This window comes from Cupriavidus sp. H19C3, assembly GCF_049393815.1.
Taxonomy (GTDB): domain Bacteria; phylum Pseudomonadota; class Gammaproteobacteria; order Burkholderiales; family Burkholderiaceae; genus Cupriavidus.
The window spans coordinates 1,351,580-1,377,030 of sequence record NZ_CP184986.1; the positions used below are offsets into that span (position 1 = coordinate 1,351,580).

At 67.0% G+C, this 25,451-nt stretch carries 20 protein-coding genes; 12 read left to right on the forward strand and 8 right to left on the reverse strand.

Annotation, left to right across the window (positions count from 1 at the left end; genetic code table 11):
• The first annotated feature begins 74 nt into the window (after window positions 1-74).
• Complete coding sequence (locus DFLDMN_RS25620; RefSeq protein ID WP_423198561.1) at window positions 75-494, forward strand: hypothetical protein; 420 nt, start codon at window positions 75-77, stop codon at window positions 492-494.
• Between the two features lie 83 nt (window positions 495-577).
• Here the strand turns inward: DFLDMN_RS25620 and DFLDMN_RS25625 are convergent, their stop codons facing one another.
• The 3 genes from DFLDMN_RS25625 to cls form a co-directional block, all read right to left on the reverse strand.
• On the reverse strand, window positions 578-1,177 hold the full coding sequence (locus DFLDMN_RS25625) for a hypothetical protein (RefSeq protein WP_423198562.1): 600 nt from the start codon (window positions 1,175-1,177) through the stop codon (window positions 578-580).
• Window positions 1,178-1,465: 288 nt separating this feature from the next.
• Entirely contained in the window at window positions 1,466-2,194 is a 729-nt protein-coding gene (locus DFLDMN_RS25630; RefSeq protein ID WP_423198563.1) for a TetR/AcrR family transcriptional regulator, read from the reverse strand.
• Between the two features lie 161 nt (window positions 2,195-2,355).
• Complete coding sequence (gene cls, locus DFLDMN_RS25635) at window positions 2,356-3,789, reverse strand: cardiolipin synthase (RefSeq protein WP_423198564.1); 1,434 nt, start codon at window positions 3,787-3,789, stop codon at window positions 2,356-2,358.
• 349 nt (window positions 3,790-4,138) lie between these two features.
• Between cls and DFLDMN_RS25640 the strand changes: the two genes are divergently transcribed.
• Window positions 4,139-4,960 (forward strand): response regulator transcription factor, encoded by an 822-nt coding sequence (locus DFLDMN_RS25640; RefSeq protein ID WP_423198565.1) that lies wholly within the window; start codon window positions 4,139-4,141, stop codon window positions 4,958-4,960.
• A 289-nt stretch (window positions 4,961-5,249) separates the two neighbouring features.
• Here the strand turns inward: DFLDMN_RS25640 and DFLDMN_RS25645 are convergent, their stop codons facing one another.
• A complete protein-coding gene (locus DFLDMN_RS25645) occupies window positions 5,250-7,058 on the reverse strand; it encodes an EAL domain-containing protein (protein WP_423200570.1) in 1,809 nt (602 codons plus the stop codon).
• 355 nt (window positions 7,059-7,413) lie between these two features.
• Between DFLDMN_RS25645 and DFLDMN_RS25650 the strand changes: the two genes are divergently transcribed.
• The 4 genes from DFLDMN_RS25650 to DFLDMN_RS25665 all read left to right on the forward strand — a co-directional run bounded on the left by DFLDMN_RS25650 (window position 7,414) and on the right by DFLDMN_RS25665 (window position 13,102).
• Window positions 7,414-9,018 (forward strand): methyl-accepting chemotaxis protein, encoded by a 1,605-nt coding sequence (locus DFLDMN_RS25650; RefSeq protein ID WP_423200571.1) that lies wholly within the window; start codon window positions 7,414-7,416, stop codon window positions 9,016-9,018.
• 550 nt (window positions 9,019-9,568) lie between these two features.
• On the forward strand, window positions 9,569-10,243 hold the full coding sequence (locus tag DFLDMN_RS25655) for an HAD domain-containing protein (protein WP_423198566.1): 675 nt from the start codon (window positions 9,569-9,571) through the stop codon (window positions 10,241-10,243).
• Window positions 10,244-10,720: 477 nt separating this feature from the next.
• Complete coding sequence (locus tag DFLDMN_RS25660) at window positions 10,721-12,208, forward strand: class I adenylate-forming enzyme family protein (RefSeq protein ID WP_423198567.1); 1,488 nt, start codon at window positions 10,721-10,723, stop codon at window positions 12,206-12,208.
• Between the two features lie 21 nt (window positions 12,209-12,229).
• Window positions 12,230-13,102 carry an IclR family transcriptional regulator gene (locus tag DFLDMN_RS25665; protein ID WP_423198568.1) on the forward strand — a complete coding sequence of 291 codons (873 nt, stop codon included), beginning with the start codon at window positions 12,230-12,232 and terminating at the stop codon, window positions 13,100-13,102.
• A 14-nt stretch (window positions 13,103-13,116) separates the two neighbouring features.
• On the opposite strand, the gene DFLDMN_RS25670 is transcribed toward DFLDMN_RS25665, so the two are convergent.
• Entirely contained in the window at window positions 13,117-13,710 is a 594-nt protein-coding gene (locus tag DFLDMN_RS25670) for an MgtC/SapB family protein (RefSeq protein ID WP_423198569.1), read from the reverse strand.
• A gap of 167 nt (window positions 13,711-13,877) precedes the next feature.
• On the opposite strand from DFLDMN_RS25670, the gene DFLDMN_RS25675 reads away from it, so the two are divergent.
• A complete protein-coding gene (locus DFLDMN_RS25675) occupies window positions 13,878-14,261 on the forward strand; it encodes a 5-carboxymethyl-2-hydroxymuconate Delta-isomerase (protein WP_423198570.1) in 384 nt (127 codons plus the stop codon).
• A 176-nt stretch (window positions 14,262-14,437) separates the two neighbouring features.
• The gene (locus DFLDMN_RS25680; protein WP_423198571.1) at window positions 14,438-15,496 is read left to right on the forward strand and encodes a bifunctional UDP-4-keto-pentose/UDP-xylose synthase; all 1,059 of its coding nucleotides are present in this window, start codon (window positions 14,438-14,440) and stop codon (window positions 15,494-15,496) included.
• Between the two features lie 7 nt (window positions 15,497-15,503).
• Here the strand turns inward: DFLDMN_RS25680 and DFLDMN_RS25685 are convergent, their stop codons facing one another.
• Window positions 15,504-16,184: a GntR family transcriptional regulator gene (locus tag DFLDMN_RS25685; RefSeq protein ID WP_423198572.1), complete on the reverse strand. Its 681-nt coding sequence runs from the start codon at window positions 16,182-16,184 to the stop codon at window positions 15,504-15,506.
• Between the two features lie 358 nt (window positions 16,185-16,542).
• On the opposite strand from DFLDMN_RS25685, the gene DFLDMN_RS25690 reads away from it, so the two are divergent.
• From DFLDMN_RS25690 to DFLDMN_RS25705, 4 genes are all read left to right on the forward strand, one after another.
• Window positions 16,543-17,520, forward strand: coding sequence for a Bug family tripartite tricarboxylate transporter substrate binding protein (locus DFLDMN_RS25690; protein WP_423198573.1), 978 nt, complete (start codon window positions 16,543-16,545; stop codon window positions 17,518-17,520).
• Window positions 17,521-17,558: 38 nt separating this feature from the next.
• On the forward strand, window positions 17,559-18,932 hold the full coding sequence (locus DFLDMN_RS25695) for an aspartate aminotransferase family protein (RefSeq protein WP_423198574.1): 1,374 nt from the start codon (window positions 17,559-17,561) through the stop codon (window positions 18,930-18,932).
• 45 nt (window positions 18,933-18,977) lie between these two features.
• Complete coding sequence (gene ggt, locus DFLDMN_RS25700; protein ID WP_423198575.1) at window positions 18,978-20,573, forward strand: gamma-glutamyltransferase; 1,596 nt, start codon at window positions 18,978-18,980, stop codon at window positions 20,571-20,573.
• Between the two features lie 120 nt (window positions 20,574-20,693).
• Entirely contained in the window at window positions 20,694-22,211 is a 1,518-nt protein-coding gene (locus DFLDMN_RS25705) for a PLP-dependent aminotransferase family protein (protein WP_423198576.1), read from the forward strand.
• A gap of 60 nt (window positions 22,212-22,271) precedes the next feature.
• Here DFLDMN_RS25705 and garD read toward each other — a convergent pair whose 3' ends face one another.
• Both garD and DFLDMN_RS25715 read right to left on the reverse strand, forming a co-directional pair.
• Complete coding sequence (gene garD / locus DFLDMN_RS25710; protein WP_423198577.1) at window positions 22,272-23,864, reverse strand: galactarate dehydratase; 1,593 nt, start codon at window positions 23,862-23,864, stop codon at window positions 22,272-22,274.
• Window positions 23,865-23,881: 17 nt separating this feature from the next.
• On the reverse strand, window positions 23,882-25,249 hold the full coding sequence (locus DFLDMN_RS25715) for an MFS transporter (RefSeq protein WP_423198578.1): 1,368 nt from the start codon (window positions 25,247-25,249) through the stop codon (window positions 23,882-23,884).
• Between the last annotated feature and the right edge of the window lie 202 nt (window positions 25,250-25,451).

Genomic DNA, 25,451 nt, shown 5'->3' on the forward strand with positions numbered 1-25,451 from the left:
GTCGCGGTTTGGGGACGTGGCCGGGAGGTGACGTCGAGACAAACCTGCCCTACAACAGGAAAGTGGAGACGGGAATGACCAGCGAACAGTTCCTTGCCACCCAGGAAACCCGCAAGTTGGGGCTGCGCGCGCTACGCGCGGCATTGCTCCAGGTGCATAAGGAAGTCATTGGCTACGACCGTAGCCAGTACGAACGCCTCCACGGGCCGATTCCCGCCGGGCAATTCGTGCAACTCGTCACGGAAGAGACCTTCTTCCGCTGGCTCGACCCGCTGTCGCGGCTCATCATCGAGATCGACGAAGAACTCGAGGGTCAGGCACATCACGACGACACCTGCCGTGCCGTGGCCGGGGCCGCGCAGAAGCTGTTCAGCGAGCGTGGCGATGCGGCATTCCGCAAACGCTATCAGGAAGCATTGCAGGACGAGACCGCCGTGACCGTCGCGCACGGGCGACTGATGTCGGTGATCGGGCAATTGCGACAATTGCCGTAGACCGCGACGCGCCTCGGTAACTGTCCAGACAGAAGCGGGCCCGCTCGCGGCGCGGCCCGGCTGCCCGGACGCCGGACCCTCGCCTATCGGTGGCCACCGCCACCGCCACCGCCACCGCCACCGCCACCACGGCCGCCACCACGGCCGCCACCACCGCCGCGGCCGCCGCCATAGCCGCCGCCATAGCCGCCGCCATAGCCGCCCCGATAGCCGCCCCGATAGCCGCCACGGTATCCGCCGCTGTAGCCCCCACCATAGCCACCGTGATAGCCACCACGATAGCCGCCATGCCAGCCGCGGTAGCCACCGTAATAGTGACGCCCGTAGCCGCCGTAGCCGCGATAGCCATGGTAATAGCCGCTGCCAAAGTAGACGCTGCCATACACGGCGCCGTAGCGCGGACCGTAGTAATAGGGATAGTAGGGATACGGCGCGTAGGGGTAACCGCCGTAGTAACGGTAGCTGCTGCCGTAAGTGCCGTAGTAACCGGAGGGATAACCGGTCGAATAGGTGACGCCGGCCCCGTAGCCGCTGGCATAGAGCGTGCCATCGGCCTGGTAATACGCCGGATAGTACGTCGAACCATATGCCACGTCGTAACCAGGATACGCCACGCAGCCACCGAGCATCGCCACACATCCCGCCGTGGCGGCGAGTCGCCATCCACGCCATGTCCGCATCATCTGTCTCCTGCTTCGCGTCGCCGGGTCACGCGCCCACGCTACCCTTAGACCAGGCAGTTTCGCAGAAATCCGATTTCCGCATGAGATTCGTCTCATTACATTACTTCTGCTTCCGCCCCCTGCGGAAGCCCCGATGGAGTCAAGGTCTACCCCTCCTTTGACTTCCCCCCTTGGATGCCACGCCGGTCCCCGCTGGCGTGGCGTTTTTTTGCGCGCTCTTCCCCGCTTTCTTCGCCTTTTCCCGCTTTACGCCATCGCGCCAGGGTGCACGCGCCGTCCGTTCACCTTTCAAAGCCCCTTCTCGACCATTTCTACCAGACGTTGTCCAAGCATGCCGGCCTGCTCGGCCGCGCGGCCATAGAGCGGCCCGTCGATCAGCAGGATGGCCAGGCCATGGACCGCCGCCCACGCCAGGTACTCCGCTCCGGGCCGGCGCTCGGCCGGCAGCACTCCCGCCGTCACCAGTCCGTCCAACGCGGCCGCCAGCAATTGAAAGGGATTGAGTCCGCTTGCACCGGCCTTGGCCGGATCGGCATCCTGCTCGACCTCGTCGCGTACGGAAAATGCCGTGCGGAACAGTCCGGTTTCGGTCAACGCAAAGCGCAGATAACCCTGTCCGATGGCGCGCAGGCTCGCGCGGGCGCGCGCCGCCGCTTCGGCCTCGGCCGGCACCGTGGCCAGCTCGGCCTCCATCGCCATGGCCAGGCGCGACAGCGCTGCCGCGCGCACGGCCTGCAGCAGGTCGTGCCGATTGGCAAAGTGGCGGTAGGCGGCATTGGGCACCACCCCGGCGCGGCGTGTGGCCTCGCGCAGTACGATCGCATCCGGGCCGCCGGCCTGGGCCAGGTCCATACCGGCCTGGAGCAGCGCGCGGCGCAGATCGCCATGGCGATAGGTGGTGCGGGCAGTCGGAGCGGGGGACGTGGGGGACGTGGGGGACGTGGGGGACGTGGGGGGACGTGGGGGGACGTGGGGGGACGTGGGCGGTGCGGGCGGGATGGCAGCGGTCTCGCTCATGGCGCTAACCCTCTTGTTGATCGCCGCGCAGGCGGCGTTGACTTAATAGTAGACAGTGTACACAAATCCTGCCAGCCCCTGACAGGCCGCGGCGCATGGCGCGGCGGTATCGTGCCCCGGCGTCGTGCCCGCCATGGGGCGGCGGCATGGCACGCGCGGCACTACAGAATGGGCGCGAACAGCTTGGCCACGTGCATGGCCACGCGCATCCATGCCGGCGCCGTCATGAACTCCGCGCGCCCCACCGGACGGGCATGTGCAAAGTCGGCCTCGAGCATGCGCGCAACGTCGGCGGCAAACGCGCGGTCCGCGGTCATGACCATCATCTCGAAGTTCAGACGAAACGAGCGATTGTCGAGATTGGCGGTGCCCACCGCCGCGGCTTCGTCGTCGACCAGAATCACCTTCTGGTGGAGAAAGCCGGGCTGGTAGCGGTAGATCTTCACGCCAGCGCAGATGGCCTGGTAGGCATAGAGCGTGGATGCGGCAAACACCACGAGGTGATCGGGCCGCGCCGGCATCATGATGCGCACGTCCACGCCACGCAGCACCGCCAGCCGCAGCATGGCAAAGACCGCCTCGTCCGGGACGAAGTACGGCGACGTAATCCAGATCCGCTCGCGCGCGGACTGAATGGCCTCGACGAAGAACAGCGAACAGGTTTCCTGGTTATCGGCCGGCCCGCTCGGCACGACCTGGCACACCATGTTGCCGGCCGTCGGGTTGGGCGGCATCAGCAGATGCGGCACCTCGCGCGCGGCCCAGTACCAGTCCTCCGCGAAGGCCATCTGCAGGCCCAGCACCGCCGGCCCGCGAAGCTCGATATGGGTATCGCGCCAAGGCGCCAGCGGCGCGCGGCGGCCCAGGTATTCGTCGCCGACATTGTGCCCGCCCACGAACGCACAGCCGCCATCGACCACCACAAGCTTGCGATGATTGCGGAAGTTCAACTGGAACCGGTTGACAAAGCCCGGATGGGTGGCAAACGGTCGCGCCTCCACACCGGCCTGCTGCAGCGTGCGCACGTACTCGCGCCCGAGCGCGTGGCAACCGATGCTGTCGTACAGGAAATAAACCTTGACGCCGGCCGCGGCACGCTCGCACAGGCGGCGCTGCAGCGCCCGGCCAAGATCGTCGTCATGGACGATGAAGAACTGCACCAGCACCACCTCGCGCGCGGCCTCGATGGCGGCAAAGATCGCCGCGAAGGTATCGGTGCCGTTGACCAGCAGGCGTACCGCGTTGCCCGTCACGCACGGCATGCCAGTGAGGCGCGGCAGCGCGCGCATGCAGGCGGCCGCGGGCGTCTGCACCACGCAGGCCGCCAGCGCATCGCGGCCGGGCACGCTCATGTCCTGCCGAATCTCGCGCAGGCGGTCGTTGTTGAAGCGACGCGCATTGACGTAGCCGGCAAACGTGCTGCGGCCGAAGATCAGGTAGGGCACCAGCGCCAGGTACGGCATCATCACCAGCGAGCCGGCCCATGCGATCGCACCCGGCGCGGTCCGCACCGTCATGACGGCATGCAGCGCGGCCAGCAGGCCGACGGTATGAAAGGTCAGAACGATCGCGGCAACGACACTGGGACTCATCATAGGCGGGCTTTGCCACGGCAGGCCGGAACGGGATGAACGTTATTCTGGCACAGCCACCCGCCGGCGGTGCACGCCATGCGCACGGTCATTGGCGGCCTGCCCGATGCAACCATCCGCAGCGCGCGCCGGAATGGACGCCAACCCCGTAGCCAATGCGATGGACGCCACCCCGGCAACGCAACCGGCGGTGCTCCACCGATGCATCCACGAATTCAGCTAACGACGATGGATTCCGGTTGTGCTCGGAATTTTCAGACTTTGCTTATTGTTGGAGGCAAGCGCCATGGCTACTCTGCGTCGGAACTATCTCACCCGCGTTCCGTTTGTCGCCGTCTTTGAAGAGATCTCCATGACCGCAGCTCCCGCCGCCTCCCCGGCCCTTGCCACTTCCGCCAATATCGCATTGCTGACCAGCGGGGCCGCGCGTCCCCAGGCAATCGAACAACTATTGTCGATGGCCGGATTCCACTGCAGCGTTTTTGCCGCGGGCCGCGATCTCATCCACGGTATCAGCCACGACACTTACGACATGCTGCTGATCGACCGCGAGCTCCCCGATATTCCCGCCATCGACGTGATTCGCGCAGTCCGTGCCGCCCGCGCGCGCGACGTGCCGATCATGATGCTGTCGCAGCAGTCCGACGACGACGCGCTGGTCGAGGCGCTCGATGCCGGCGCCGACGACTACCTGGTGCAGCCGCTGTCCGAACGCGTGCTGCTTGCGCGCATCGCCGCGTTACGGCGGCGCGTCCTGCATGCGGGCAGCCGCGCCGGTCTCAGCGTCAGCGCGGGGCCTTATCAACTCAACAGCACCGGCCGCTACGCGCTGCTGCGCGGACGCCGGATCGCGATGACACCGAAGGAGTTCGACCTCGCCACGCTGATGTTCTCCAACGCGGGCTGCATGCTCAGCAACGATCGCATCGAACGTGTGGTGTGGGGGCGCGAACTCTCGCCGCTGTCGCGTGCGCTGGCACAGCTGGTCTCGCGCATGCGGCGCACGCTGTCCCTGGGTCCCGAGAACGGCGTCACCGTCAGCGTGGTCTATGCGCAAGGTTACCGCCTTGACGTGCTCGAGTCCTACCGTCCCGACGACAGCGCGCTCGCACGCGTCCCACGCGACCCGATGCTGGCCATGGTCCACCATTCGCAGCAACTGGGTTCTGCCTGAGGTTTGCCACCCGCGCTTTCCTGGCGCTTTCCTGGCGCCTTCCTGGCGCTCTCCTGGCGCTCTCCTGGCGCTCTCCTGGCGCTCTCCTGGCGCTCTCCTGGCGCTCTCCTGGCGCTCTCCTGGCGCTCTCCTGGCGCTCTCCTGGCGCTCTCCTGGCGCTCTCCTGGCGCTCTCCTGGCGCTCTCCTGGCGCTCTCCTGGCGCTCTCCTGGCGCTCTCCTGGCGCTCTCCTGGCACGGTCCGGCATCGCGCCACGTCCCATCAGGCTCCCGACGCCAGCTCCTGATCGCTCACTCCGCCAGGCCGCCACGCGCCGCAATCTCGCCCAGGTCGAGCAGCGCCAGCCCGTGTTCCGCGCGCTTGGCCGCATGCTTGGCGGCGGCCGCGGCCGCCGCGATATGGTGGATATCGAGCCGGCGGATGGCGAGCTGCCGCGCATCGGCCATGACATCGCCGCTTACCCGCACGACGCCCGCAGCCATCGTCACCGGCGCAAAGAACATCGGTCGCCCATGGCGATCCTCACCCTGGATGCCGCCGGCCGCGCGATCGTCGGGTGCATACAGGGCCTGCGCCGCCACGTTGAAGCGCGCCATTGCGTTGCGGATGCGCGGCTCCCAGTCGGCGCCCTGAAACAGGATCAGGAAGTCGTCGCCGCCGATATGACCCAGAAAATCGCGCGCCCCATCGCACGCCTCGCTCAGCACCGCGGCCGCGCCCTTGAGCATCTCGTCACCCTTCCAGTAACCATAGTGGTCGTTGAACGGCTTGAAGTGATTCAGGTCGACATAACACGCATGAAACGGGCTGCGCGCTTCCAGCAACCGGCCGATATGCTGGTTCAGCAGGATATTGCCGGGCAGGAATGTGAGCGGATTGGCATAGCGCGCCGCCTCCATGCGGATGTCCGTCACCGCGCCCAGCAGGTCCGCGCTGGTGCCCAGGCCGAGATAGCGGCCGCCATCGGTGATCACGAATCCATCGGCCAGCGAGCGTCGCTGCTCGCCGGCAAACCACTGCGCCACGGTCTCCAGGCTCGTGCCGCGATCGAAGCAGGCCGGATCGCGGTTGGCCATCGACATGCAGGCCTTCCTGCCATAGAGCTCGCGATGGAACGGCATGGCGTAGCAGTCGATGAAGTTCTGCCGGTTGATCAGCGCGAGCGGCCGGCCCTGCTCGGTCACCACCGCGAGCGCGTGCAGATCGGGATGGGCGTGGAACATGGCCAGCACGTCGTTGTTGGGCGTGCTGGCCAGCACCGTCGGCGCGGGCCGCAGCAAGCGGCCCGCCGTCATGCCCGACCATCCCGAACGCAACGTCTGCGGAAATACGGCGATCTGCTTGGATGCCAGCGCCTGGCGGATCCCTGCTGCGATCTCGCCCGAAGGCCGGGCCACCGGCCGGCCCAGATAGTAGCCCTGCGCGGCGGTCACGCCAAGGTCGCGCACCACCGCCAGTTCGTCGGCATTCTCGATGCCCTCGGCGATCACGCGTCCGCCAAACGCATGCATCAGGCGCAGGACCGCGCGCAGGATCTCGAACCGTCGCGAGCACGTGGCAATGCCGCACACCAGCGACTTGTCGATCTTGACGAACTGCGGGGTCAGCGTGGCCAGCAGATCGAGGTTGGCGTGCCCGGTGCCGAAGTCGTCGAGCGCGTATTGCATGCCGCGTTCCGCCAGCAGCGTCATGGCGCGGCCAAACGCCGCCGCATCGCCGAGCGCGGTCTGCTCGGTGACCTCGATGACCACGCGCGCCGGCGCGATCGCGCCACCGTCGACCGCCAGCAACGCGGACATGGCCTCGCCGCCGCCGGCCAGCAGATGGCGCAGCGTCAGCGGGCTGAAGTTCACGAACAGCCGGCCGGGCAGGTCGAGCGCGGCCCAGGCCTCCAGCGCCGTGCGGGCCGCGCGGCATTCGAGCGCGATGGTCGCCTCGGCATCGCGGGCCAGGCGGAACAACGCGTCGGGTGTTTCCAACGGGGATCCGAGCGGCCCGCGGATCAACGCTTCGTAGCCATACACCGAGCCGTCGGCGAGCAGCACGATGGGCTGGAACACCGCGTGCAGCGGTGGCAGGGGCGGCAGGCCCGACGGCATGAACGGGTTCGCGGCGGCGGCCGCACCGGTCCCGGAAACGAGGTTAGACATGAGAAGTCCGGCGCTAGACATCTGTGAATCGGCGCCGGCTGATGCGGGCTGTCCGAGGGGACGGATGCGCAGGCGCCACATTGCGCCCGCAAAATGATTGCTGGCCGTCATTTCATGACAGAAATATGTCACCGGTATGACAGCCATGACGGCCGCGGGCTGTCATCGCATCGTCACACGGCGCGCCGACCATCGGTCCCGGCCAGTGACGGCGCATGCCCCCCAGAACAGAACGGACAGCGCGGCACCGGTCGCAGGGTCAGGAATTGTCCGGGCTGCGGACCCGGAGGAGTGAAGTCTCGTGTTGTTGCAAGTCATCAAGCCCGGCCTGCCCCACCGTCATGACGGGAGCGTGTGGCAGAAGCTCGCCCGGTTGCCGCTAGCCGTGCGTCTGTGCGCGGCGTTCATGCTCGTCTATGGATTCGGTGCGGTGGTCGGCCTCACCGGCATCGTCAGTCTGGTCTCGCTCACGCAGAAGACCGATACCCTCTATCAACGCGACATGCGCGGCGCGATTGCGGCCGAACGCGCGCAAGCGGCGCTCGCCAGGCTCGGGCACGCGCAACTGGCCCTGACGCTCGCCACCAGTACCTCCGAGCGCGACGTCGCGGCGGCCGATATCGACGCGGCGCAGCGCGCATTGCAGGGCGCGGTGGACGGCGTCCGCCAGGCCGCGCCGCGCGATGCCGAGGCCTTGCAGCGCGAGCGCGCCGCCACGGCGGACATGATGGCCGCTTACGTCGCGCTGATCCGCAAACAGCCGCTCGATCCGTTGCAGTTTGACGCCGCCGTCTCCGTCGACGGGCACTTTCTCGGCGACCAGTTGCAGCAGCTTGGCAAACGCGTGGAGACCACGCGCGTCGGGCTTGAACGCCAGGCCGCCGATACGGTGGCGGATGTCGCCACAAGCCAGACGCGCGCGCGCTCGTCGATGACCGCGTTGCTGGTAGCCAGCCTCGCGGCGGCGGCCGCGCTGGCATGGTTTGCGGCCCGCAGCCTGACCGGCGAACTCGGGGGCGAGCCGCGCGCGGCAGCCGCGGCGGCCGACCGCATTGCCAGCGGCGACCTGACCGCCAGCATCGCGCTGCGCGCCGGCGACGACCGCAGCCTGCTCTACTTCCTGGCCGGCATGCGCGACCAGCTGGCCGGCGTGCTCGAACGCATCCAGACCTGCGCCCACGAGATCTCCGCGGCAAGCGCGGGCATTGCCAGCGGCAACGACGCGCTGGCGGAACGCACACGCGTGCAGGCAGCCGCGCTGGCCGAGGCGTCGGCCAGCGTCACGCGGCTGACCGACCTCGTGGGCCAGACTCACGACCAGGCCGCGCAATCGAGCGCGATGGCGCGCGCGGCAAACGAAGCGGCCACCGCCGGCATGGCCGTGGTGCGCGACATGAGCGGCACCATGGGCGCCGTGCACGAACACTCGCAACGCATCTCCGCCATCGTATCGGTGATCGAGGGCATCGCCTTTCAGACCAATATCCTTGCGCTCAACGCGGCGGTGGAAGCCGCGCGCGCCGGCGAGGCCGGGCGCGGCTTTGCCGTGGTGGCCCAGGAAGTCCGCGCGCTCGCGCAGCGCAGCGCCACCGCCGCGCGTGAAATCGGCGGCATCATCGGCGATGCCACGCGCGAGATCGAAAGCGGCACGCGTTACAGCGCCCGCGTGGTCGAAGCCATGGCGCATATCGAGACCGCGGTGCAGCGCAGCCACGCGCTTGCCGAAGCGTTGCGCGGCGTGGCCGACGAACAGGCCGACGGTATCCACACCGTGGGCGAGGCCGTGCGGCAGCTCGCGGAAACCGGCGCACGCAATGGCGCCCTGGTGCAAGCCGTCAGCGCGGAAGCCGCGCGTCTCGACCGACAGGCCGCCGCCCTCGAAGCGGGCGTGGCGCGCTTCCGCTTCTAGCGCACGGCCGTCTTCCCCTGGCCCTGCCGGGTTCGGGACTGAGGCGCCACGGTCGGCGGCGCCTTCGTTGACCGGGCCCGCCGTGGTGCCTGCGATCGCGCCATCCGGTTAGGCGTGCGATCGCGCCATCCCGTTACGCGTGCGACCGGCCTGACCATCGCACGTCGCTGTGCGCGTCCGCACCTCGCTCAAGTTTGCCGCCCGACTGCCGTCATGACGGGGTTGGCCCGCCCACGCGCTGCCTGCCACGGCTGCTTTTGCGGCGGCGCAGCGGGCTCGTATCGGTAAAGACCCTTAGCCCAACGCGTCAACCGACAGTCGGGCCGGCCCGTTGGGAGTGGCATTGGGCGGGCATCCGCACCCATTCAGAGGCCCCGCCATGCAGATGTGTCGGGGCGAAACAAATGACATCGAGAGGTAACCGGGATTTACGTCTTGCGCGTCCAAGTTACACAACTGTTTCACTTGGGCACGCGCGACGGCACGCTGGACGTGGGATTGCCGGGTACGCTTGACGCATCGATAACTCGATCTACATCACAGGGAAATCATGTCTGAACGCCTCATCATGCTGGACGTACCCGGCGTCCTGTTCTCGGACCGCTCCGCGGCGCGCCTGGGCGGTATCCCGAATACAGGGACCCTGCGCGATGTCAGGTTTTTCGATCCGATCGCACTCGGGTTCCTGCGCCGCCTGTTCGGTATTGCCGGCGCCCGCGTGGTGGTGTCCGACGCGTGGCGGCGCGGCACGCCCGCCGCGATCCTGCAACAGCTCGACCTCCAGGTGGAAGGCATGACGCCGCGCACCGGCGGCGGCCATGGCACGGAAATCGACGCATGGTTCGCCGGGCGCGAGGCACCGTCGGCATGGGTCATCCTGTCGACCGCGGCGCCCGAGACATTCTCGGCTGCCCAGCGCGAGCGACTCGTGCGCGTCGATCCCGCCGAAGGTCTGACCGTCGAGAATTTCCGCCAGGCCCTCGATATCCTGGGCGTGGCCTGCCCCTCGACCGTTACGCCCGATTCGCGCGTGGACGCCGACCTCAAGGCCAAGCTGCGGCATCTGCAGCAACTCGCGCGCGAAGCGCCGGCGCGCTTTCTGCCTGCCACCGCTGAAGACGCGCTGGTGGACCGCGCCGAGCCGATGGATGGGATCGCCGCACTGACCGGCCAGACCCTCGGCCCGACCCTCGACCAGACCCTCACGCCGGCCGCCATGCACTAAGGTTGTCAGCCGCGCGTGGGCGGTCTCGCCGCCCACGCCATCCTTCGCGCCTGTCTCATTCGACGCCGGCCCCCGCTCGGGCGAAGGGCTCTGGCCCCATCGCGCCATCCGTTGCCCAGGCTTGCGCCACGCGCCTTGCTCCACGCGCGTTGCGCCACACGCCTTGAGTCACGCGCCCGACAGAAATAATTCTCGTCTGCATCTGCGCACTGCCAAGTGGGTTCATGCCGCCGCTCGACCTCGCCGCTATATTCTGCATTGCAGAACTATGATTCCACAATGCAGTTGACATCGTGCGCGAATCGATGGGACGATGCCCACCATCGAACGACTGGCGAACCCACGCCGGCACCAGCAATTTCGGAGACCTTCTGCATGTGCAGTACCGCTTCGCCCGTCGGGCCATCCTCGTCCCCTGCTTCGCAATCGCATCCCCAGGCTCGCTACGCGGCGCCTTTCCGCCGCCTGCATGAGGCCATGGCACCGTGGGTGGCGAGCGACCCCGAGCGCGTGGCCATCAAGGACGCGCACCGCGCGCTGTCCTATCGTGAGCTCGACGCGGCGATGCGGCAGACCGCGGCCGCGCTGACCGAGCTCGGCGTCCAGGGCGGCGACCGCGTGGTGCTCGTGACCGAGAACAGCGCGAGTTGCGCGGTCATTCTGCTGGCGCTGAGCCTGCTCGATGCGTGGGCGGTGCCGGTCAATGCGCGCCTGTCCGCGCGCGAGGTCGGCAATATCATCGAACATGCCGATGCACGGCTCGCGCTCTATCTGGACAGCGACTATCCCGAGGCGCGCGAACATGGCGTCGCGCGCGGCGCACGCTGGGCCGAATGGCCCTTTGTGGGGCGCGTGATGGTCGGCGCCATCAATGCCGCGGCCGCGCGCGAGCCCGTGATGGAAGATGCCGCGGAACAGGTCGCCGCACTGATCTACACCACCGGCACCACGGGCGCGTCCAAGGGCGTGATGCTCACCCATGCCAACCTGACCTTTGTCGGCCAGTCCGGCCGCGTCCAGCGGCGCGTGCAGCCTGGCGACGTGGTCTACGGCGTGCTGCCGATCTCGCACGTCTATGGGCTCTCGGTGCTGCTGGTGGGACCCATGGCCAATGGCGCGACGGTCTACTACGAACCGCGTTTTCGCCCCGAACTGCTGGCGCGCGCGCTGCGCGAAGAGCAACTGTCCGTGCTGCACGGCGTGCCCGCGATGTACGCCAAGGCCATCGAATGGAGTCGCGCGCAGGGACAATCGCTGCGCACCGCCTCGCTGCGCATCGCGCAGTGCGGTGGCGCGCCCCTGACCGCCACGCTCAAGACGTCGTTCGAGGAAGCGTTCGGTATTCCGCTGCAGAACGGCTATGGCATGACGGAGACTTCGCCGACCGTGTGCCAGACGCGCGTGGACGCGCCGCGCACCGACTGTTCGGTGGGCCCGGCCGTACCCCATGTGGAAATTCGCCTGGACGCCGTCGCGCCCGATGGCAGCGGCGAGTTGCTGGTGCGCGGGCCCAACGTGATGAAGGGTTACTATCGCCGCCCCGATCTGACGGCCGAGGCCATCGACGCCGACGGCTGGCTGCACACCGGTGACCTCGCGCGCATCGATGCCGATGGCGCGGTATCGATTGTCGGCCGCTCGAAGGAAATCATCATCCATTCGGGCTTCAACGTGTATCCCGAAGAAGTCGAGCAGTCGCTCAACGCCTATCCGGCCGTGCTGCAATCGGCCGTGGTGGGACGGGCCGTGCATGGCAACGAAGAGGTAATCGCGTTTGTCGAGGTGCGGGCCGGCATGACGCTCGACGATGCCGCGCTGCGTGCCTTCCTGCGCGAGCGCCTGTCGCCCTACAAGATGCCGGCCGAGATCCGCGTGGTGCCGCAACTGCCGGCCGCGCCCTCCGGCAAGATTCTCAAGGCCCGCCTGCGCGAGGCGCTGCGCGAAACCGCCGTGCCTACGGCCTGATTGTCGACCTTCACGCCCTCCATGGATCCCCTCGACCCAGCCAATGACGGTGCCCCGCCCGCCGAGCCGCGCGCGGGTGCCGGTCTCGCCAGTCCCGCCGGCAGCGGCGCCAAGGCAGACGGCACGCGCAAGGAAGACCGCCACTTCGTGACCGCGCTCGCGCGCGGGCTCGACGTGCTGGCCTGCTTCCGCGGCTTCGACGCCGAGCTTGGCAATGCCGAACTCGCGCAGCGCTGCGGCCTGCCCAAGTCCACCATTTCGCGTCTGACCCATACGTTGACCGAGCTGGGCTATCTGCAGGCATTGACCGATCCGGTCCGCTATCGGCTCGGCAGCTCCGCGCTCGGTCTCGCGCCGGTCACGCGCCAGGGCGCCGAGCTGCTCGCGGTGGTCAAGCCATATATGCAGGAACTGGCCGATCTGTCGCAGGGCGTGGCCTCGCTGATCGTGCGCGACCGTGGCCGCATGCTGATCTACGAGAACTGCCACGCCGAGTCCTATCTCACGCTGCGGGTCAACGTCGGCAGCCGCGTCTCGGGGCTGGCCACGGCTGCCGGACGGGCCTACCTGCTGGCCTTGCCACCGGCCGAACAGCGGCAGGCGCTGGCCGCGTTTCGCAGCGACGAGCGCGTCAGCGCGGCGCACGCCGAGGGCATCCTGTCGCGCATGCGCGAAGAGAACCAGCGGCTTGGCTGCACCACCTCGTTCGGTGAATGGCTGCCCGATATCAACTCGATCGCGCTGGCCTTCCACCCCGGACGTTCGCTACCGCCGATGACGCTGAGCTGCAGCGGCCCCAACGCGATCGTGCCGCCCGCGCATCTGCTCGACAAGGTGCGGCCGCTGCTACGCGACCGCATTACGCGCATCGAGATGGCACTGGGCACGCACTGAGGCCGCGTCGCGCGCTAGCGGCGCACGTGGGGGCGATGGCGGGGGGTGCCGTCACCGCCCTCACCGCCCTCACCGCTCTCACCACCCTCACCACCCTCACCGCCGCGCTCTCCGTCATCCCCGTCATCCCTCCCCTTTGCGTCGCCGCGCGCCGGCGGCGTCCGTAACGCCGTCTCGTTGCCCAGCCAGCGGTGCACGACATTCTCGGCCTGCCCGCCGAACCGCATCAGCAGCAGCCCGAGCACCAGCGCAATCACGACGATGGCGTAGTAACCCGCCCCGGCCGCCGCGCCCAGCACGGCCGACAGCCAGATCGCCGCCGCCGTGGTGAGCCCCTGCGGGCGATCGTGCACGCCATGGCGCGCGATGACGCCGACCCCAAGGAAGCCGATCCCGGTCAGCAGGCCCTGGATCACGCGCGAGATCGCATCGGGCGGATGGTCGGTCAGCGTCACCACGCACACTGCCGCAGCCGATCCCAGCGACACCAGCCCAAGCGTGCGTACCCCGGCCGCCTTGCCGTGCAGATTGCGGTCGAGCCCGATCAGGGCCCCGACGAGCAGTCCGCATAGCAGGCGCAAAAACAGGTCGAGCGAGAGGAATTCCATAAGCGGGCCCAGCAACGGGTCACTGAATACGAATGCAAGGAAAGAACATAGCCAAAGGGCGTGTGCGCGGGCCCCGGCACCAGCCCGGCCGAACCACCGCAAACGGTCACGCCATCAGCTTACCGCAGGTATCATGCGCTCTCCTGCACCTTTCACGGACCGCCGTCATGCCGCACCTCGTCATCGAAATCACCGAGAACACCCGTCTGAACTGCTCGCAGGAAGAACTGCTCGACGAAGCCAATGCCGCGCTGCTGGCCACGGGACAGTTCGAGGAAGCCGACATCAAGTCGCGCTGCGTCACGCTCGGCGTCTGGCGCCAGGGCACCGACGCCGCCGACCGTGCCTTCGTGCACGGCACGCTCTCGATCCTCGGTGGCCGCGATCAGGCCACGCGCCGGCAACTGGGCCAGGTGGTATGCGAAGCGCTGTCGGAAGCCGTGCGCGCGGGCGCCGGCCAGAGCGTACAGGTCAGTGTCAACGTGGTGGAAATGGAGCGCGCCACCTATGCGAAGGAAGTGATCGGCGCCGGGCGCATCGGGTCCGCTTAATCTGCGCTTAAGGCGAGCAGCTTAATCTCTCGGCTTTTCCGTTGCCGCGAGGCCGGCAGCGCCTCCGTGCGACGCACGCGGCGCCCGGGGTTCGGCCCTGGGGTTCGGCCCCGCGACCCCTCGACATTCCGCAGATCAAGCGCCGGCAGACCCTTCCGGCCGCCACTACCGATTTCATGCAGCACAAGCGAGTCCTGATTCTTGGCGTCAATGGCTTCATCGGCCACCACCTGACGCGCCGCATCCTCGAAACCACGCAGTGGGAGGTCTACGGCATGGATATGTCGTCGGACCGCCTGGGCGACCTGGTGAACCATCCGCGCATGCATTTCTTCGAGGGTGACATCACCATCAACAAGGAATGGATCGAGTACAACATCCGCAAGTGCGATGTGGTACTGCCGCTGGTGGCCATCGCCACGCCGGCCACCTACGTGCGCCATCCGCTGCGCGTGTTCGAACTCGACTTCGAGGCCAACCTGCCGATCGTGCGCGCGGCCGTGAAGTACCGCAAGCACCTGGTGTTCCCCTCGACCTCCGAGGTCTACGGCATGTGCGCCGACGACGAATTCGATCCGGAAGCCTCGCCGCTGGTGTACGGCCCGATCAACAAGCCGCGCTGGATCTATGCGTGCTCCAAGCAGCTGATGGACCGCGTGATCCATGCCTACGGCATGGAAGAAGGCCTCAACTACACGCTGTTCCGCCCGTTCAACTGGATCGGCGCCGGCCTCGACTCGATCTTCGAATCGAAGGAAGGCTCCTCGCGCGTGGTCACGCAGTTCCTCGGCCATATCGTGCGCGGCGAGCCGATCAAGCTGGTCGACGGCGGCGCGCAGAAACGCGCCTTTGCCGATATTTCCGATGGCATCAGCGCGCTGATGCAGATCATCGATAACAAGGACGGCGTGGCCAGCGGCAAGATCTTCAATATCGGCAACCCGGCCAATATCCACTCGGTGCGCGAGCTTGCCGAGATGATGCTGAAGATGGCCGCCGAGTATCCCGAATACGCCGACCACGCGCGCCAGACCCGCATCGTCGAGACCTCGTCGGGCGACTTCTACGGCAAGGGCTACCAGGACGTGCAGCACCGCGTGCCGAAGATCGAGAACACCATCAGCGAGCTCGGCTGGAAGCCCGAGGTCAGCATGGAAGACGCGCTGCGCCGCATCTTCGAGGCGTACCGCGGCAAGGTGGTGGAAGCGCGCACGCTGGTGAACGGCGTGGCGTGACTCCGGCCTAAGCCGTCGCCGGCGCCTCGTCGCCCTTCCGCATGGCCTCGGTGATGCTGGTGGTGGTGCCGCGCACGTGAGCGCGCATCAGCGCTTCCATCCGGGCCGGGTCGCCGGCCTTCAAGGCCGCCACCAGCGCCTCGTGCACGGCCTGGACCTTGCCCGACGACGGCGAGTTCTCGAGCCAGATACGCATCAGTGGCTCGACCGCGGAATGCAGGGACGAGATCTGATGCGTGAGCCGCGGCGCGTCGGCGATGGCGCAGAAGCGTTCGTGAAACTGGCGATGCACGGTGATCCAGTCCGACAGGCTCGCCTCACACGCCGCCATCCTGGCCAGCAGTTGCTCCAGATCGCGGATATCGGCGTCCGTGACACGCTCGGCCGCACGGCTCGCGGCCAGTCCTTCCAATACCGCTCTCATCTCGAAGACCTCGCTGACCTCCTTCTCGGTCAGTCCGCGCACCACCACCCCGCGATTGGGTCGCATCACCAATAACCCTTCGGTCGCCAGGCGGCTGAACGCCTCCCGTACCGGCATCCGGCTCATGCCCAGCGCGGCGGCAATGTCTTCCGGCACCAGACGGTCGCCCGGACGCATCTCGCCCATGCGGATGCCGTGAAGGATGTGCCGATAAGCCTCCTCTTGCGCACTGGCTGGCAGAGGCTCGAACGTGGACTGAAGCATGTTGGTTCCCGATGTATGGGGAGCAATTATAGAGATCACTTCTCGCTCTGGTGCACGCCACGGGCTTGCCCCTCCACGAGGCGCCACCCGCCGGCACGGCTGGGCCGACGCCCGCTTCCCGTGCAAGCGGCGGCGCGACCTCTCCACATTTGCACGGTCCCGGTGCGCCCGCACGCCGCCGCGTCCCGGCACGCCATTTGCGTGCCGTTATTTCATCATCTGGGATTGGATACACGTATTCGTGTATACGAGTATTCAAATTCGGGGCGGATTGCGTACGATACGGTCCAGGCCCCGGGCAGAAGGCTGTGCAAGGAGGTACCCCTCCTTGCATGCGGACCACCTTTCTGGAGTGATGATGAAGCGCGTTCCAAGACAAATTTGCCTGGCATTGGTACTGGCGGTGTACGGCGCGGCGGCATGGGCGCAAGCCAGTTGGCCGACCCGCCCCGTACGCCTGGTGGTGCCGTTTCCCGCGGGCGGCGGCGTCGATATCATGAGCCGCTATCTGGCCGAAATGCTGGGCACCGCGCTGGGCCAGTCGTTCGTGGTGGAGAACCGCCCCGGTGCCGCCACGCTCATTGCCACCGAGGCGGTCGCCAATGCCAGGCCGGACGGCTACACGCTGCTGGTGGCGACCACCTCCTCGCTCGTCTCCAATCGCTTTCAATACAAGAAGCTGCGCTACGACCCGGACGGCTTCGAACTGGTCTCGCTGATCTCGTACTATCCGATGGTCTTGCTGGCCAACCCCTCGCTCCCGGTCAGGAACCTCACGGAGCTCATCGAATATGCACGCAAGCATCCCGATGCGTTGAGCTTTGGCTCGTTTGGCACGGGCACCTATTCGCACCTGGCCGTCGAGCTGCTGGACCTCCGCTCGGGCGTCAAGATGACCCACGTCCCCTACAAGGGCGCCGCCGAGGCACTGCCCGCGCTGATCGGCAATCAGATCCAGATCTATGCCGACGCGATTTCCAGCAGCCTCTCGTACGTCAAGGCCGGCACCCTGAAGGCGCTGGCCGTGACCAGCCCCACGCGCACCGCGACCCTGCCGGACGTACCCACCGTGGCGGAGCAAGGCTTTCCGGGCTTCGACATGTCGTCGTGGGCCTCCATCGTCGCGCCCCGGGACACGCCGAAGGAAATTACCGACAGGCTGCAGGCCGCGCTGTCGAAGATCCTGCAGTCCAGGGAATACAAGGAACGTCTGTTCGTACTGGGCCAGGAACTGCCCCCCAGCAAGATCGGCCCCGGCCCGTTCGTCGATCAGATCAAGTCGGACATCCCGAAAATTCGCGATGTCATGAAGGAAGCCGGGGTCCAGCCGATCTGACCTCCGCGCCCCACACAACGTCAAATGTGAGTACAGGAATGGAACAGGCAACGCGTCTTGCAGCGGCGGATATCGCCAGCCAGGTGCATCCGTATACGAACCTGAGTGCCCATGAAAGCGCGGGCCCCATGGTCATTACCCGCGGCGAAGGTGTCTACGTCTACGACGAGCACGGCAAGCGCTACCTGGAGGGGCTGGCAGGCCTGTTCTGTGCCTCTCTCGGGTTCAGCAATCATCGTCTCGCCGTGGCCGCCGACCGGCAGATGCGCAAGCTGCCCTTCTACCATGCGTTCGGCCACAAGGCATCGGAGCCGTCCATCCGGCTCGCTGAGCGCCTGCTGGACATGGCGCCGGTACCGATGTCGAAGGTGTTCTTCGCCAACTCGGGCTCCGAAGCCAACGACACGGCAATCAAGCTCGCCTGGTACTACAACAACGCGCTCGGCCGGCCCGAGAAGAAGAAGATCATCTCGCGCAAGCGCGCCTACCACGGCGTCACGATTGCATCGGCCAGCCTCACGGGCCTGCCGAACAATCATCGTGACTTCGACCTGCCCATCGCCGGCGTGCTGCACACCGAGTGTCCGCACCACTATCGGCACGCGCTCGAAGGCGAAAGCGAAGACGCGTTTGCCACGCGCTGCGCCGAGGCACTGGAACAGCTCATCCTTGCCGAGGGGCCGGACACGATTGCGGCGTTCTTTGCCGAACCCGTCATGGTGTCCGGCGGCGTGATCGTGCCGCCCGCGACCTACTTCGACAAGGTCCAGAAGATCCTGAAGCGATACGACATTCTCTTTGTCGTCGACGAAGTCATTTGCGGATTCGGCCGCACCGGCGAGATGTTTGGCACGCAGACGTTCCACCTGCAGCCCGACATGATCTCGTGCGCCAAGCAGCTGTCCGCGGGCTTTATGCCCATCTCGGCCCTGATGATCAACGAGAAGGTCTATCGCGCGATGGTCGACGAGAGCCGCAAGATCGGCACCTTCGGGCATGGCTTCACCTATTCGGGACACCCGGTAGCGGCCGCCGTCGCGCTGGAGACGCTCAATATCTACCAGGAAGAACGCATCCTCGACCACGTGCGCGAAGTCATGCCGTACTTCCAGAGCCGGCTGGCGTCGCTCGGCGACCATCCCCTGGTCGGCGAAGCGCGCGGCATCGGCCTGGTGGGAGCCGTCGAAGTGGTGGCGGACAAGACCACGAAGGAAGCATTCCCGGTCACGGCCGGCGTTGCGGCCAGGGCCGGCACGCATGCGCTCGCGCGTGGCGTCATCACGCGCGCGCTCGGTGACACCGTGAACATGTGCCCGCCGCTGATCATCTCCCGGCGCGAGATTGGCGATCTGTTCGACGGCATCGAAGGCGCGCTCGACGACACGCTCGCCTGGGTTGCCGACGGCCGCTGACCCGCTACTGAACAACGATAACCAACCAACAGGAAGACCTTAGCAATGCGAGATTTTCAACGGCCCGGACGTTCCGTGGTGATGACGAAGAACGGCATGGTTGCCACCTCCCACCCGTCGGCGACATTGGCCGCGGTGCGCATCCTGGAGGCCGGCGGCAACGCGATGGACGCCGCCATCGCCGCCTGTGCCGTGCAATGCGTCGTCGAGCCCGGCTCCACCGGCATCGGCGGCGATTGCTTTGCGCTGTACAGCGAGCGCGGTTCGAGCGACATCGCCGCCTATAACGGCGCCGGCTGGGCGCCCGCGGCGATCTCCGCCGAGGCCCTGGCGGAAGGCGGCACGCGCAAGCAGATCGAGCGCCAGTCGCCCCATGCGATTACCGTCCCCGGCGCCGTGGATGCGTGGACCGCGCTGCGCGACCGCTTCGGCAAGCTCCCCCTGTCGGACATCCTCGCGCCTGCCATCCGCTTTGCGGAAGACGGCTACGTCGTGTCGCCGCGGGTCGCCACGGACTGGGCCATGCAGGAGGCGCTGCTCAAGCGTACCGCCGAAGGCGCCGAGCTGATGCTGATCGACGGGCGTGCACCGCGCGTGGGCGAAACGCATCATCAGCCGAAGCTGGCCGCCACCCTGCGCGCGATTGCCGCCAGCGGTCGCAAGGCCTTCTACGAGGGCGCACTTGCCGAGTCCATGGTCGCCTACCTGCGGAGCAAGGGCGGCGTGCACACACTGGACGACTTTGCGAGCTATCGCGGGGAGTTCGTGACGCCCATCAAGAACCGGTTCCGGGACTACGAAGTCCATGAATGCCCGCCCCCCGGGCAAGGCATCATCGCGCTGCTCCTGCTGAACATCCTGCAGGGCTATGCGCCGACCAGCGATCCCCTTTCCGTCGAACGCCTGCAGCAGGAAATCGACGCGACGCGCATGGCGTATGCGGTGCGCGACCAGGTGCTGGCGGATCCGCGCTTTGCCGCCATGGATATCGACACGCTGCTGTCCCAGGATTTTGCCGACCAGTTGCGCGCGGGCAAGCTCGCCGACGCGCTGTCGAACCATGCGGTGCAGACGGCAGCCGAGCACAAGGACACGGTCTATATTGCCGTGGTCGACAAGGACCGGAATTGTGCGAGCTTTATCAACTCGATCTTCCATCCGTATGGTTCCGGCCTGATCGACCCCGCCTCGGGCGTGCTGTTCCATAACCGCGGCCAGAGCTTTTCGCTGCAAGCCGGCCATGCCAATTGCATCGGCCCGCGCAAGCGCCCGCTGCACACCATCATTCCTGGCATGGCCACACGCAACGGCCGGGTGGAGCTGGTGTTCGGCGTGATGGGAGGCCACTATCAGGCCATGGGGCACGCCCACTTCCTGTCGAAGGTCATCGACTACGGCATGGATATCCAGGCGGCGAGCGACCTGCCGCGGCTCTTTCCGGTGCCGGGGACCAAGTCCGTCGAATGCGAATCGACGCTTCCCGCGGACGTGAGGCAGGAACTGGAAAGTCGTGGGTACGAGTTCGCCCGCCCGGGCCAGGCGGCCATCGGCGGTGCGCAGGCGATTCGCATCGACTGGGAACGCGGCGCCCTGTTCGGCGCCTCGGATCATCGTAAGGACGGTTGCGCGCTCGGCTACTAGCCACACCGCAGCAGGCGCACCGCCCTGGCGTGACAACGCCGGGGCGATGCCCGCGGCGCCGGCGCATGATCCGCACGGGCCCATCGCCGCACGGACCGATCGCTCTTCTTGATGGTGCCAATGAAATCCGTTTGTGGCGATCTCATCCTCCAGCGTCTGGGCACTGCGCCCGCATCGTGCAGTACGCCGATGAACCGGCGGCTGTACGACAGCATCCGCGGCGCAATTCTCGACGGAACCCTGCCCCCGGCAACCCGTCTGCCACCCCAGCGCGATCTGGCGGCGGAGCTGCGCATGTCGCGCAATACGGTGATATTCGCGTACGAGCAACTGCTGGCGGAAGGGTATCTGCGCGCCCGCACGGGCAGCGGTACGTTCGTGGCGGACATTACGCCCGAGCGCTACCTCAACGCCGCGGCGCCCAAGGACATCCCGTGCGGACGGACAGTGCAAACCGGCCATGCACGCCTCTCGCCGCGAGGACAGGCATTGCTGGCAAACGCGTCGGCATCGCCGATCCAGTGGGGCGCCTTCATGCCGGGGGTTCCCGACCTGACAAGATTTCCGCACCAGCGCTTCGCGCAGATTTCGGCCAGGCTCTGGCGGCAACCCGACCCGGAGTGGCTGAGCTACAGCCATGGCGGCGGCATGCCGGCACTGCGCGAGGCGGTGGCCACGCACCTGCGCATTGCCCGCTCGGTGCAGTGCGACGCGGATCAGGTGCTGATCACGGAAGGCATCCATCAGGCGATCGACCTCGTGGTTCGCCTGCTCGGCTCGCCCGGCGACCGCGCCTGGGTCGAAGAGCCGTGCTACTGGGGCATCCGCGGTCTGTTACAGGTGGGCGGCATCGAGATGGACCCGCGGCCCGTGGATGAGGAAGGCCTGACCTTGCCCGCCGCAAGCGAACGCGCGCATGGAGCCGGAGCGGGCACGGCGCCCCGCTTCATTTTCGTGACGCCATCGCACCAGTATCCGCTCGGCGTCGTCATGAGCCTCAAGCGGCGTCGCGCACTGCTCGAGTACGCGCGCCGGCATGGCAGCTGGATCGTCGAGGATGACTACGACAGCGAGTTCCGCTACTCGGGGCAGCCGATTCCGTCGCTGCAGGGCATGCAGGTCGACGCGCCGGTCATCTATATCGGCACGTTCAGCAAGACGCTGTATCCGGGCCTGCGCATGGGCTATATGGTGCTGCCGCGCGATGTGGCGAAGCTGTTCCAGGATGCGCACGCCGAACTCTATCGCTCGGGCCACCTGATGACCCAGGCCACGGTCGCCGAATTCATGCGCGCCGGCGACTACGCCGCGCATATCCGGCGCATGCGCCCGCTTTACGCCAGGCGGCGCGCGATTCTGTCCACGCTCGTCGAGCGCTACCTCGGCGCCGATGCCTTGCACGGCAAGAGCAGCAACGCCGGGATGCATCAGGTGGTGGCGCTGCCAGCGCATGTGGACGACGTCGCCATCGCGGCGTCCGCGCTGGCGGACGGGGTCGTGGTACGCCCGCTGTCACGCTATTACCAGCACAACGCACCGCAACGCGGCCTGCTGCTCGGCTATGCGTGCGTCAAGGAGGAAGATATCGGGCCGGCCTTCCAGGTGCTGTTGCGAAGCATCGGGCGACGGTGCGGTTGACTGCGTGCCAGCGCCGATGGCGGTCGGTCGTCGGTTCACCCCACCGGCCGCCCCCCTCCCTCAGGTCACCGGCGCCGGATTGAACAGCGCCAGCGAGTTGTACAGCTTGTGCTGCTCGGCCCAGGTCTTCCTGCGGCCGCTGGCCACGTCGATCATCAGGTGGAACAGCTCCCAGCCCACGTCCTCGATGGTGGCTTCGCCGGTGGCGATGCGGCCGGCGTTGACGTCCATCAGGTCGTGCCAGCGGCGCGCGAGGTCGTTGCGCGTGGCGACCTTGATCACCGGCACTTCGGCCAGGCCGTACGGCGTGCCGCGTCCGGTGGTGAACACGTGCAGGTTCATGCCGGCGGCAAGTTGCAGCGTGCCGCAGATAAAGTCGCTGGCCGGGGTGGCGGCGTAGATCAGGCCCTTCTGCCGCAGCTTCTCTCCCGGCGACAGCACGCCCGAGATCGGCGCGCTGCCCGACTTGACGATCGAGCCCATCGCCTTCTCGACGATATTCGATAGCCCGCCCTTCTTGTTGCCCGGCGAGGTGTTGGCGCTGCGGTCCACGCGGCCGCGGTCTAGGTAGCGGTCGTACCAGTCCATCTCGCGGATCATCGCCTCGGCCACTTCCGGGGTGGCCGCGCGCGCGGTCAGCTGGTCGATACCATCGCGCACCTCGGTCACTTCCGAGAACATCACGGCCGCGCCGGCGCGCACCAGCAGGTCGGTGGCAAAGCCCACCGCCGGATTGGCGGTCACGCCCGAGAACGCATCGCTGCCGCCGCACTGCACGCCGACCACGAGGTCCGACACCGGACAGGTTTCGCGGCGGCGCTGGTTGAGCGTCTGCAGATGGGTCTCGGCCATCGTCATGATCGACTCGATCATCGAGCCAAAGCCGACGTGCTGGTCGTCCTGCAGGCACACCACGCCCACCTGCACCTCGCCGGCGCCGGTCTGGATCGGAATGGTGCCAGGCGGCAGCAGGCGCTCGGGCTGCAGCTTCTCGCAGCCCAGGCTGACCATCATCGCGGTGCCGCCGAAATTGGGATTCAGCGCGATATTGCGCAGCGTGCGGATCGGCACCACGGCGTCGGGCGCATCGATCGCCACGCCGCAACCGTAGGTATGCTCGAGCCCGATCACGTCATCGACGTTGGGATACTTCGGCAGCAGCTCGGCCTTGATGCGGCGCACCGCGTGTTCCACCACGCCCGAGACGCATTGCACGGTGGTGGTGATGGCGAGGATATTGCGCGTGCCGACCGAGCCATCCGGATTGCGGAAGCCTTCGAAGGTGTAGCCTTCGAGCGGCGGCAGCGGCGCCGGCACGCGCGTGCCGATCGGCAAGTCGGTCAGCCCCGGTGCCACCGGCATCTCGATCACGCGCTCGTTGACCCAGCTGCCGCGCGGCAGATCCTTGAGCGCGTAGCCGATCACCACGTTATACCGGATCACTGCGTCGCCCTGCTTCAGGTCGACCAGCGCCACCTTGTGGCCCTGCGGCACGCGCTCACGCAGCGTCAGCCCCGAGGCGAACACCGCGCCTTCGGCCAGGCCGCCGTCGTTGGCGACGATGGCCACGTTGTCGTTTTCATGAATGCGGATATACAGCGGGGCAAGCTGGGGGGCCTGCGCCGTGCTGGTCTGTGGAGACGTGACCGACATGACAGTGCTTCCTTCTCTTATTGGGGATGCTTCAGTTCCACCCGGCGGATCTCCTTGACGATCACCAGGTAGCTGAGCACCGTAACCAGCGCGTTGACGCCCACGAACACCAGCGCGCCGTTGAACGAGCCGGTGGCGTTGAGGATATAGCCGATCACGATCGGCGTCACGATACCGGCAATATTGCCGAACGTGTTGAAAATGCTGCCGGCCAGGCCGATGACTTCCTTCGGCGCGGTATCGGCCACCACGGCCCAGCCGAGCGCGCCGATGCCCTTGCCGAAGAACGCCAGCGCCATGATGCCGACCACCAGCCATTCCGCATCGACGTAGTTGCACGCGATCATGCTGACCGAGAGCAGCATGCCGGCCACGATCGGCACCTTGCGCGCCACCGTGAGCGTATAGCCCCGGCGCAGCAGCGCGTCCGAGATCACGCCGCCCAGCACGCCGCCGAGGAAACCGCAGATCGCCGGCAGCGATGCCACGAAGCCCGCCTTGAGAATCGACATGCCGCGCGCCTGCACCAGGTACACCGGAAACCACGTCAGGAAGAAGTACGTGAGGACGTTGATGCAGTACTGGCCCAGATACACGCCAGCCAGCATGCGGTTGGACAGCAACTGGCGCGCATAGAACCAGCCCGCTGGCGCGACCTTGCCGTCGGCGCGGCCGGCACCTTCGTGCATATGGATCAGGCCACCACCCTGCTCGATGTGCTCCAGCTCGGCGCGATTGACGCCCGGATGCGTGGCCGGGCTGCGCATGACCTTGAGCCACAACAGCGCCAGCACCATGCCGAAGATGCCCATCCACAGGTAGACGTGGTGCCAGCCCATGCTGTGCGTGACCCATGCCATCAGGGGCGTGAATACCACCGCGGCAAAGTACTGCGCGGCATTGAAGATGGCGGAGGCGGTGCCGCGCTCCGCGGTCGGGAACCAGCTCGCCACGACCTTGGCGTTGGCCGGAAACGCCGGCGACTCCGACAGGCCCACGGCAAAGCGCAGCACGAACAGCACGGTCATGGCCGAACCGATGGTGGCGAACAGGCCCAGCCAGCCCTGCATCAGCGTGAAGAACGACCAGGCGAAAATGCTGACCGCATAGACGCGGCGCGCGCCAAAGCGGTCGAGCAGCCAGCCGCCCGGCAGTTGCGCCAGCACATAGGCCCAGCTGAACGCGGAAAAGATGAAGCCCATCTGCACGGCGTCGAAGCCGAACTCCTGGCGCATGGCCGGGCCGGTGATGGACAGCGTGGCACGGTCGGCATAGTTGACCGTGGTCACCACGAAGATCAGCAGGAGAATCCAGTAACGGACATTGGTACGGCGCGCGCCGCTATCGGCGTGCGCGGCGGTGGGGGATGCGGGGTTGAAGCTCATCGGGTCTCCTCACAGCCGGGAGCCCGAATGGCGGAATGCGAGTGGGGCCGGCCTGTGCAACGTACGTGAACATATATGTCATCGTACGACATGAATTATAAGGACCCGGTTCCTGCACCGACATTGCGCGTATACCCTATGCTGCAATGCATCGACGCACCGGCAAGGGTTATTGGCATTGGCACGGCTTTCATTTGGCTTG

Bases quoted from the DNA above. Each gene is read 5' to 3' on its own strand.
- DFLDMN_RS25620 (WP_423198561.1), top strand. From the start codon at position 75: ATGACCAGCGAACAGTTCCTTGCCACCCAGGAAACCCGCAAGTTGGGG.
- DFLDMN_RS25625 (WP_423198562.1), bottom strand. From the start codon at position 1,177: ATGATGCGGACATGGCGTGGATGGCGACTCGCCGCCACGGCGGGATGT.
- DFLDMN_RS25630 (WP_423198563.1), bottom strand. From the start codon at position 2,194: ATGAGCGAGACCGCTGCCATCCCGCCCGCACCGCCCACGTCCCCCCAC.
- cls (WP_423198564.1), bottom strand. From the start codon at position 3,789: ATGATGAGTCCCAGTGTCGTTGCCGCGATCGTTCTGACCTTTCATACC.
- DFLDMN_RS25640 (WP_423198565.1), top strand. From the start codon at position 4,139: ATGACCGCAGCTCCCGCCGCCTCCCCGGCCCTTGCCACTTCCGCCAAT.
- DFLDMN_RS25645 (WP_423200570.1), bottom strand. From the start codon at position 7,058: ATGCCGTCGGGCCTGCCGCCCCTGCCACCGCTGCACGCGGTGTTCCAG.
- DFLDMN_RS25655 (WP_423198566.1), top strand. From the start codon at position 9,569: ATGTCTGAACGCCTCATCATGCTGGACGTACCCGGCGTCCTGTTCTCG.
- DFLDMN_RS25660 (WP_423198567.1), top strand. From the start codon at position 10,721: ATGGCACCGTGGGTGGCGAGCGACCCCGAGCGCGTGGCCATCAAGGAC.
- DFLDMN_RS25665 (WP_423198568.1), top strand. From the start codon at position 12,230: ATGGATCCCCTCGACCCAGCCAATGACGGTGCCCCGCCCGCCGAGCCG.
- DFLDMN_RS25670 (WP_423198569.1), bottom strand. From the start codon at position 13,710: ATGGAATTCCTCTCGCTCGACCTGTTTTTGCGCCTGCTATGCGGACTG.
- DFLDMN_RS25675 (WP_423198570.1), top strand. From the start codon at position 13,878: ATGCCGCACCTCGTCATCGAAATCACCGAGAACACCCGTCTGAACTGC.
- DFLDMN_RS25680 (WP_423198571.1), top strand. From the start codon at position 14,438: ATGCAGCACAAGCGAGTCCTGATTCTTGGCGTCAATGGCTTCATCGGC.
- DFLDMN_RS25685 (WP_423198572.1), bottom strand. From the start codon at position 16,184: ATGCTTCAGTCCACGTTCGAGCCTCTGCCAGCCAGTGCGCAAGAGGAG.
- DFLDMN_RS25690 (WP_423198573.1), top strand. From the start codon at position 16,543: ATGAAGCGCGTTCCAAGACAAATTTGCCTGGCATTGGTACTGGCGGTG.
- DFLDMN_RS25695 (WP_423198574.1), top strand. From the start codon at position 17,559: ATGGAACAGGCAACGCGTCTTGCAGCGGCGGATATCGCCAGCCAGGTG.
- ggt (WP_423198575.1), top strand. From the start codon at position 18,978: ATGCGAGATTTTCAACGGCCCGGACGTTCCGTGGTGATGACGAAGAAC.
- DFLDMN_RS25705 (WP_423198576.1), top strand. From the start codon at position 20,694: ATGAAATCCGTTTGTGGCGATCTCATCCTCCAGCGTCTGGGCACTGCG.
- garD (WP_423198577.1), bottom strand. From the start codon at position 23,864: ATGTCGGTCACGTCTCCACAGACCAGCACGGCGCAGGCCCCCCAGCTT.
- DFLDMN_RS25715 (WP_423198578.1), bottom strand. From the start codon at position 25,249: ATGAGCTTCAACCCCGCATCCCCCACCGCCGCGCACGCCGATAGCGGC.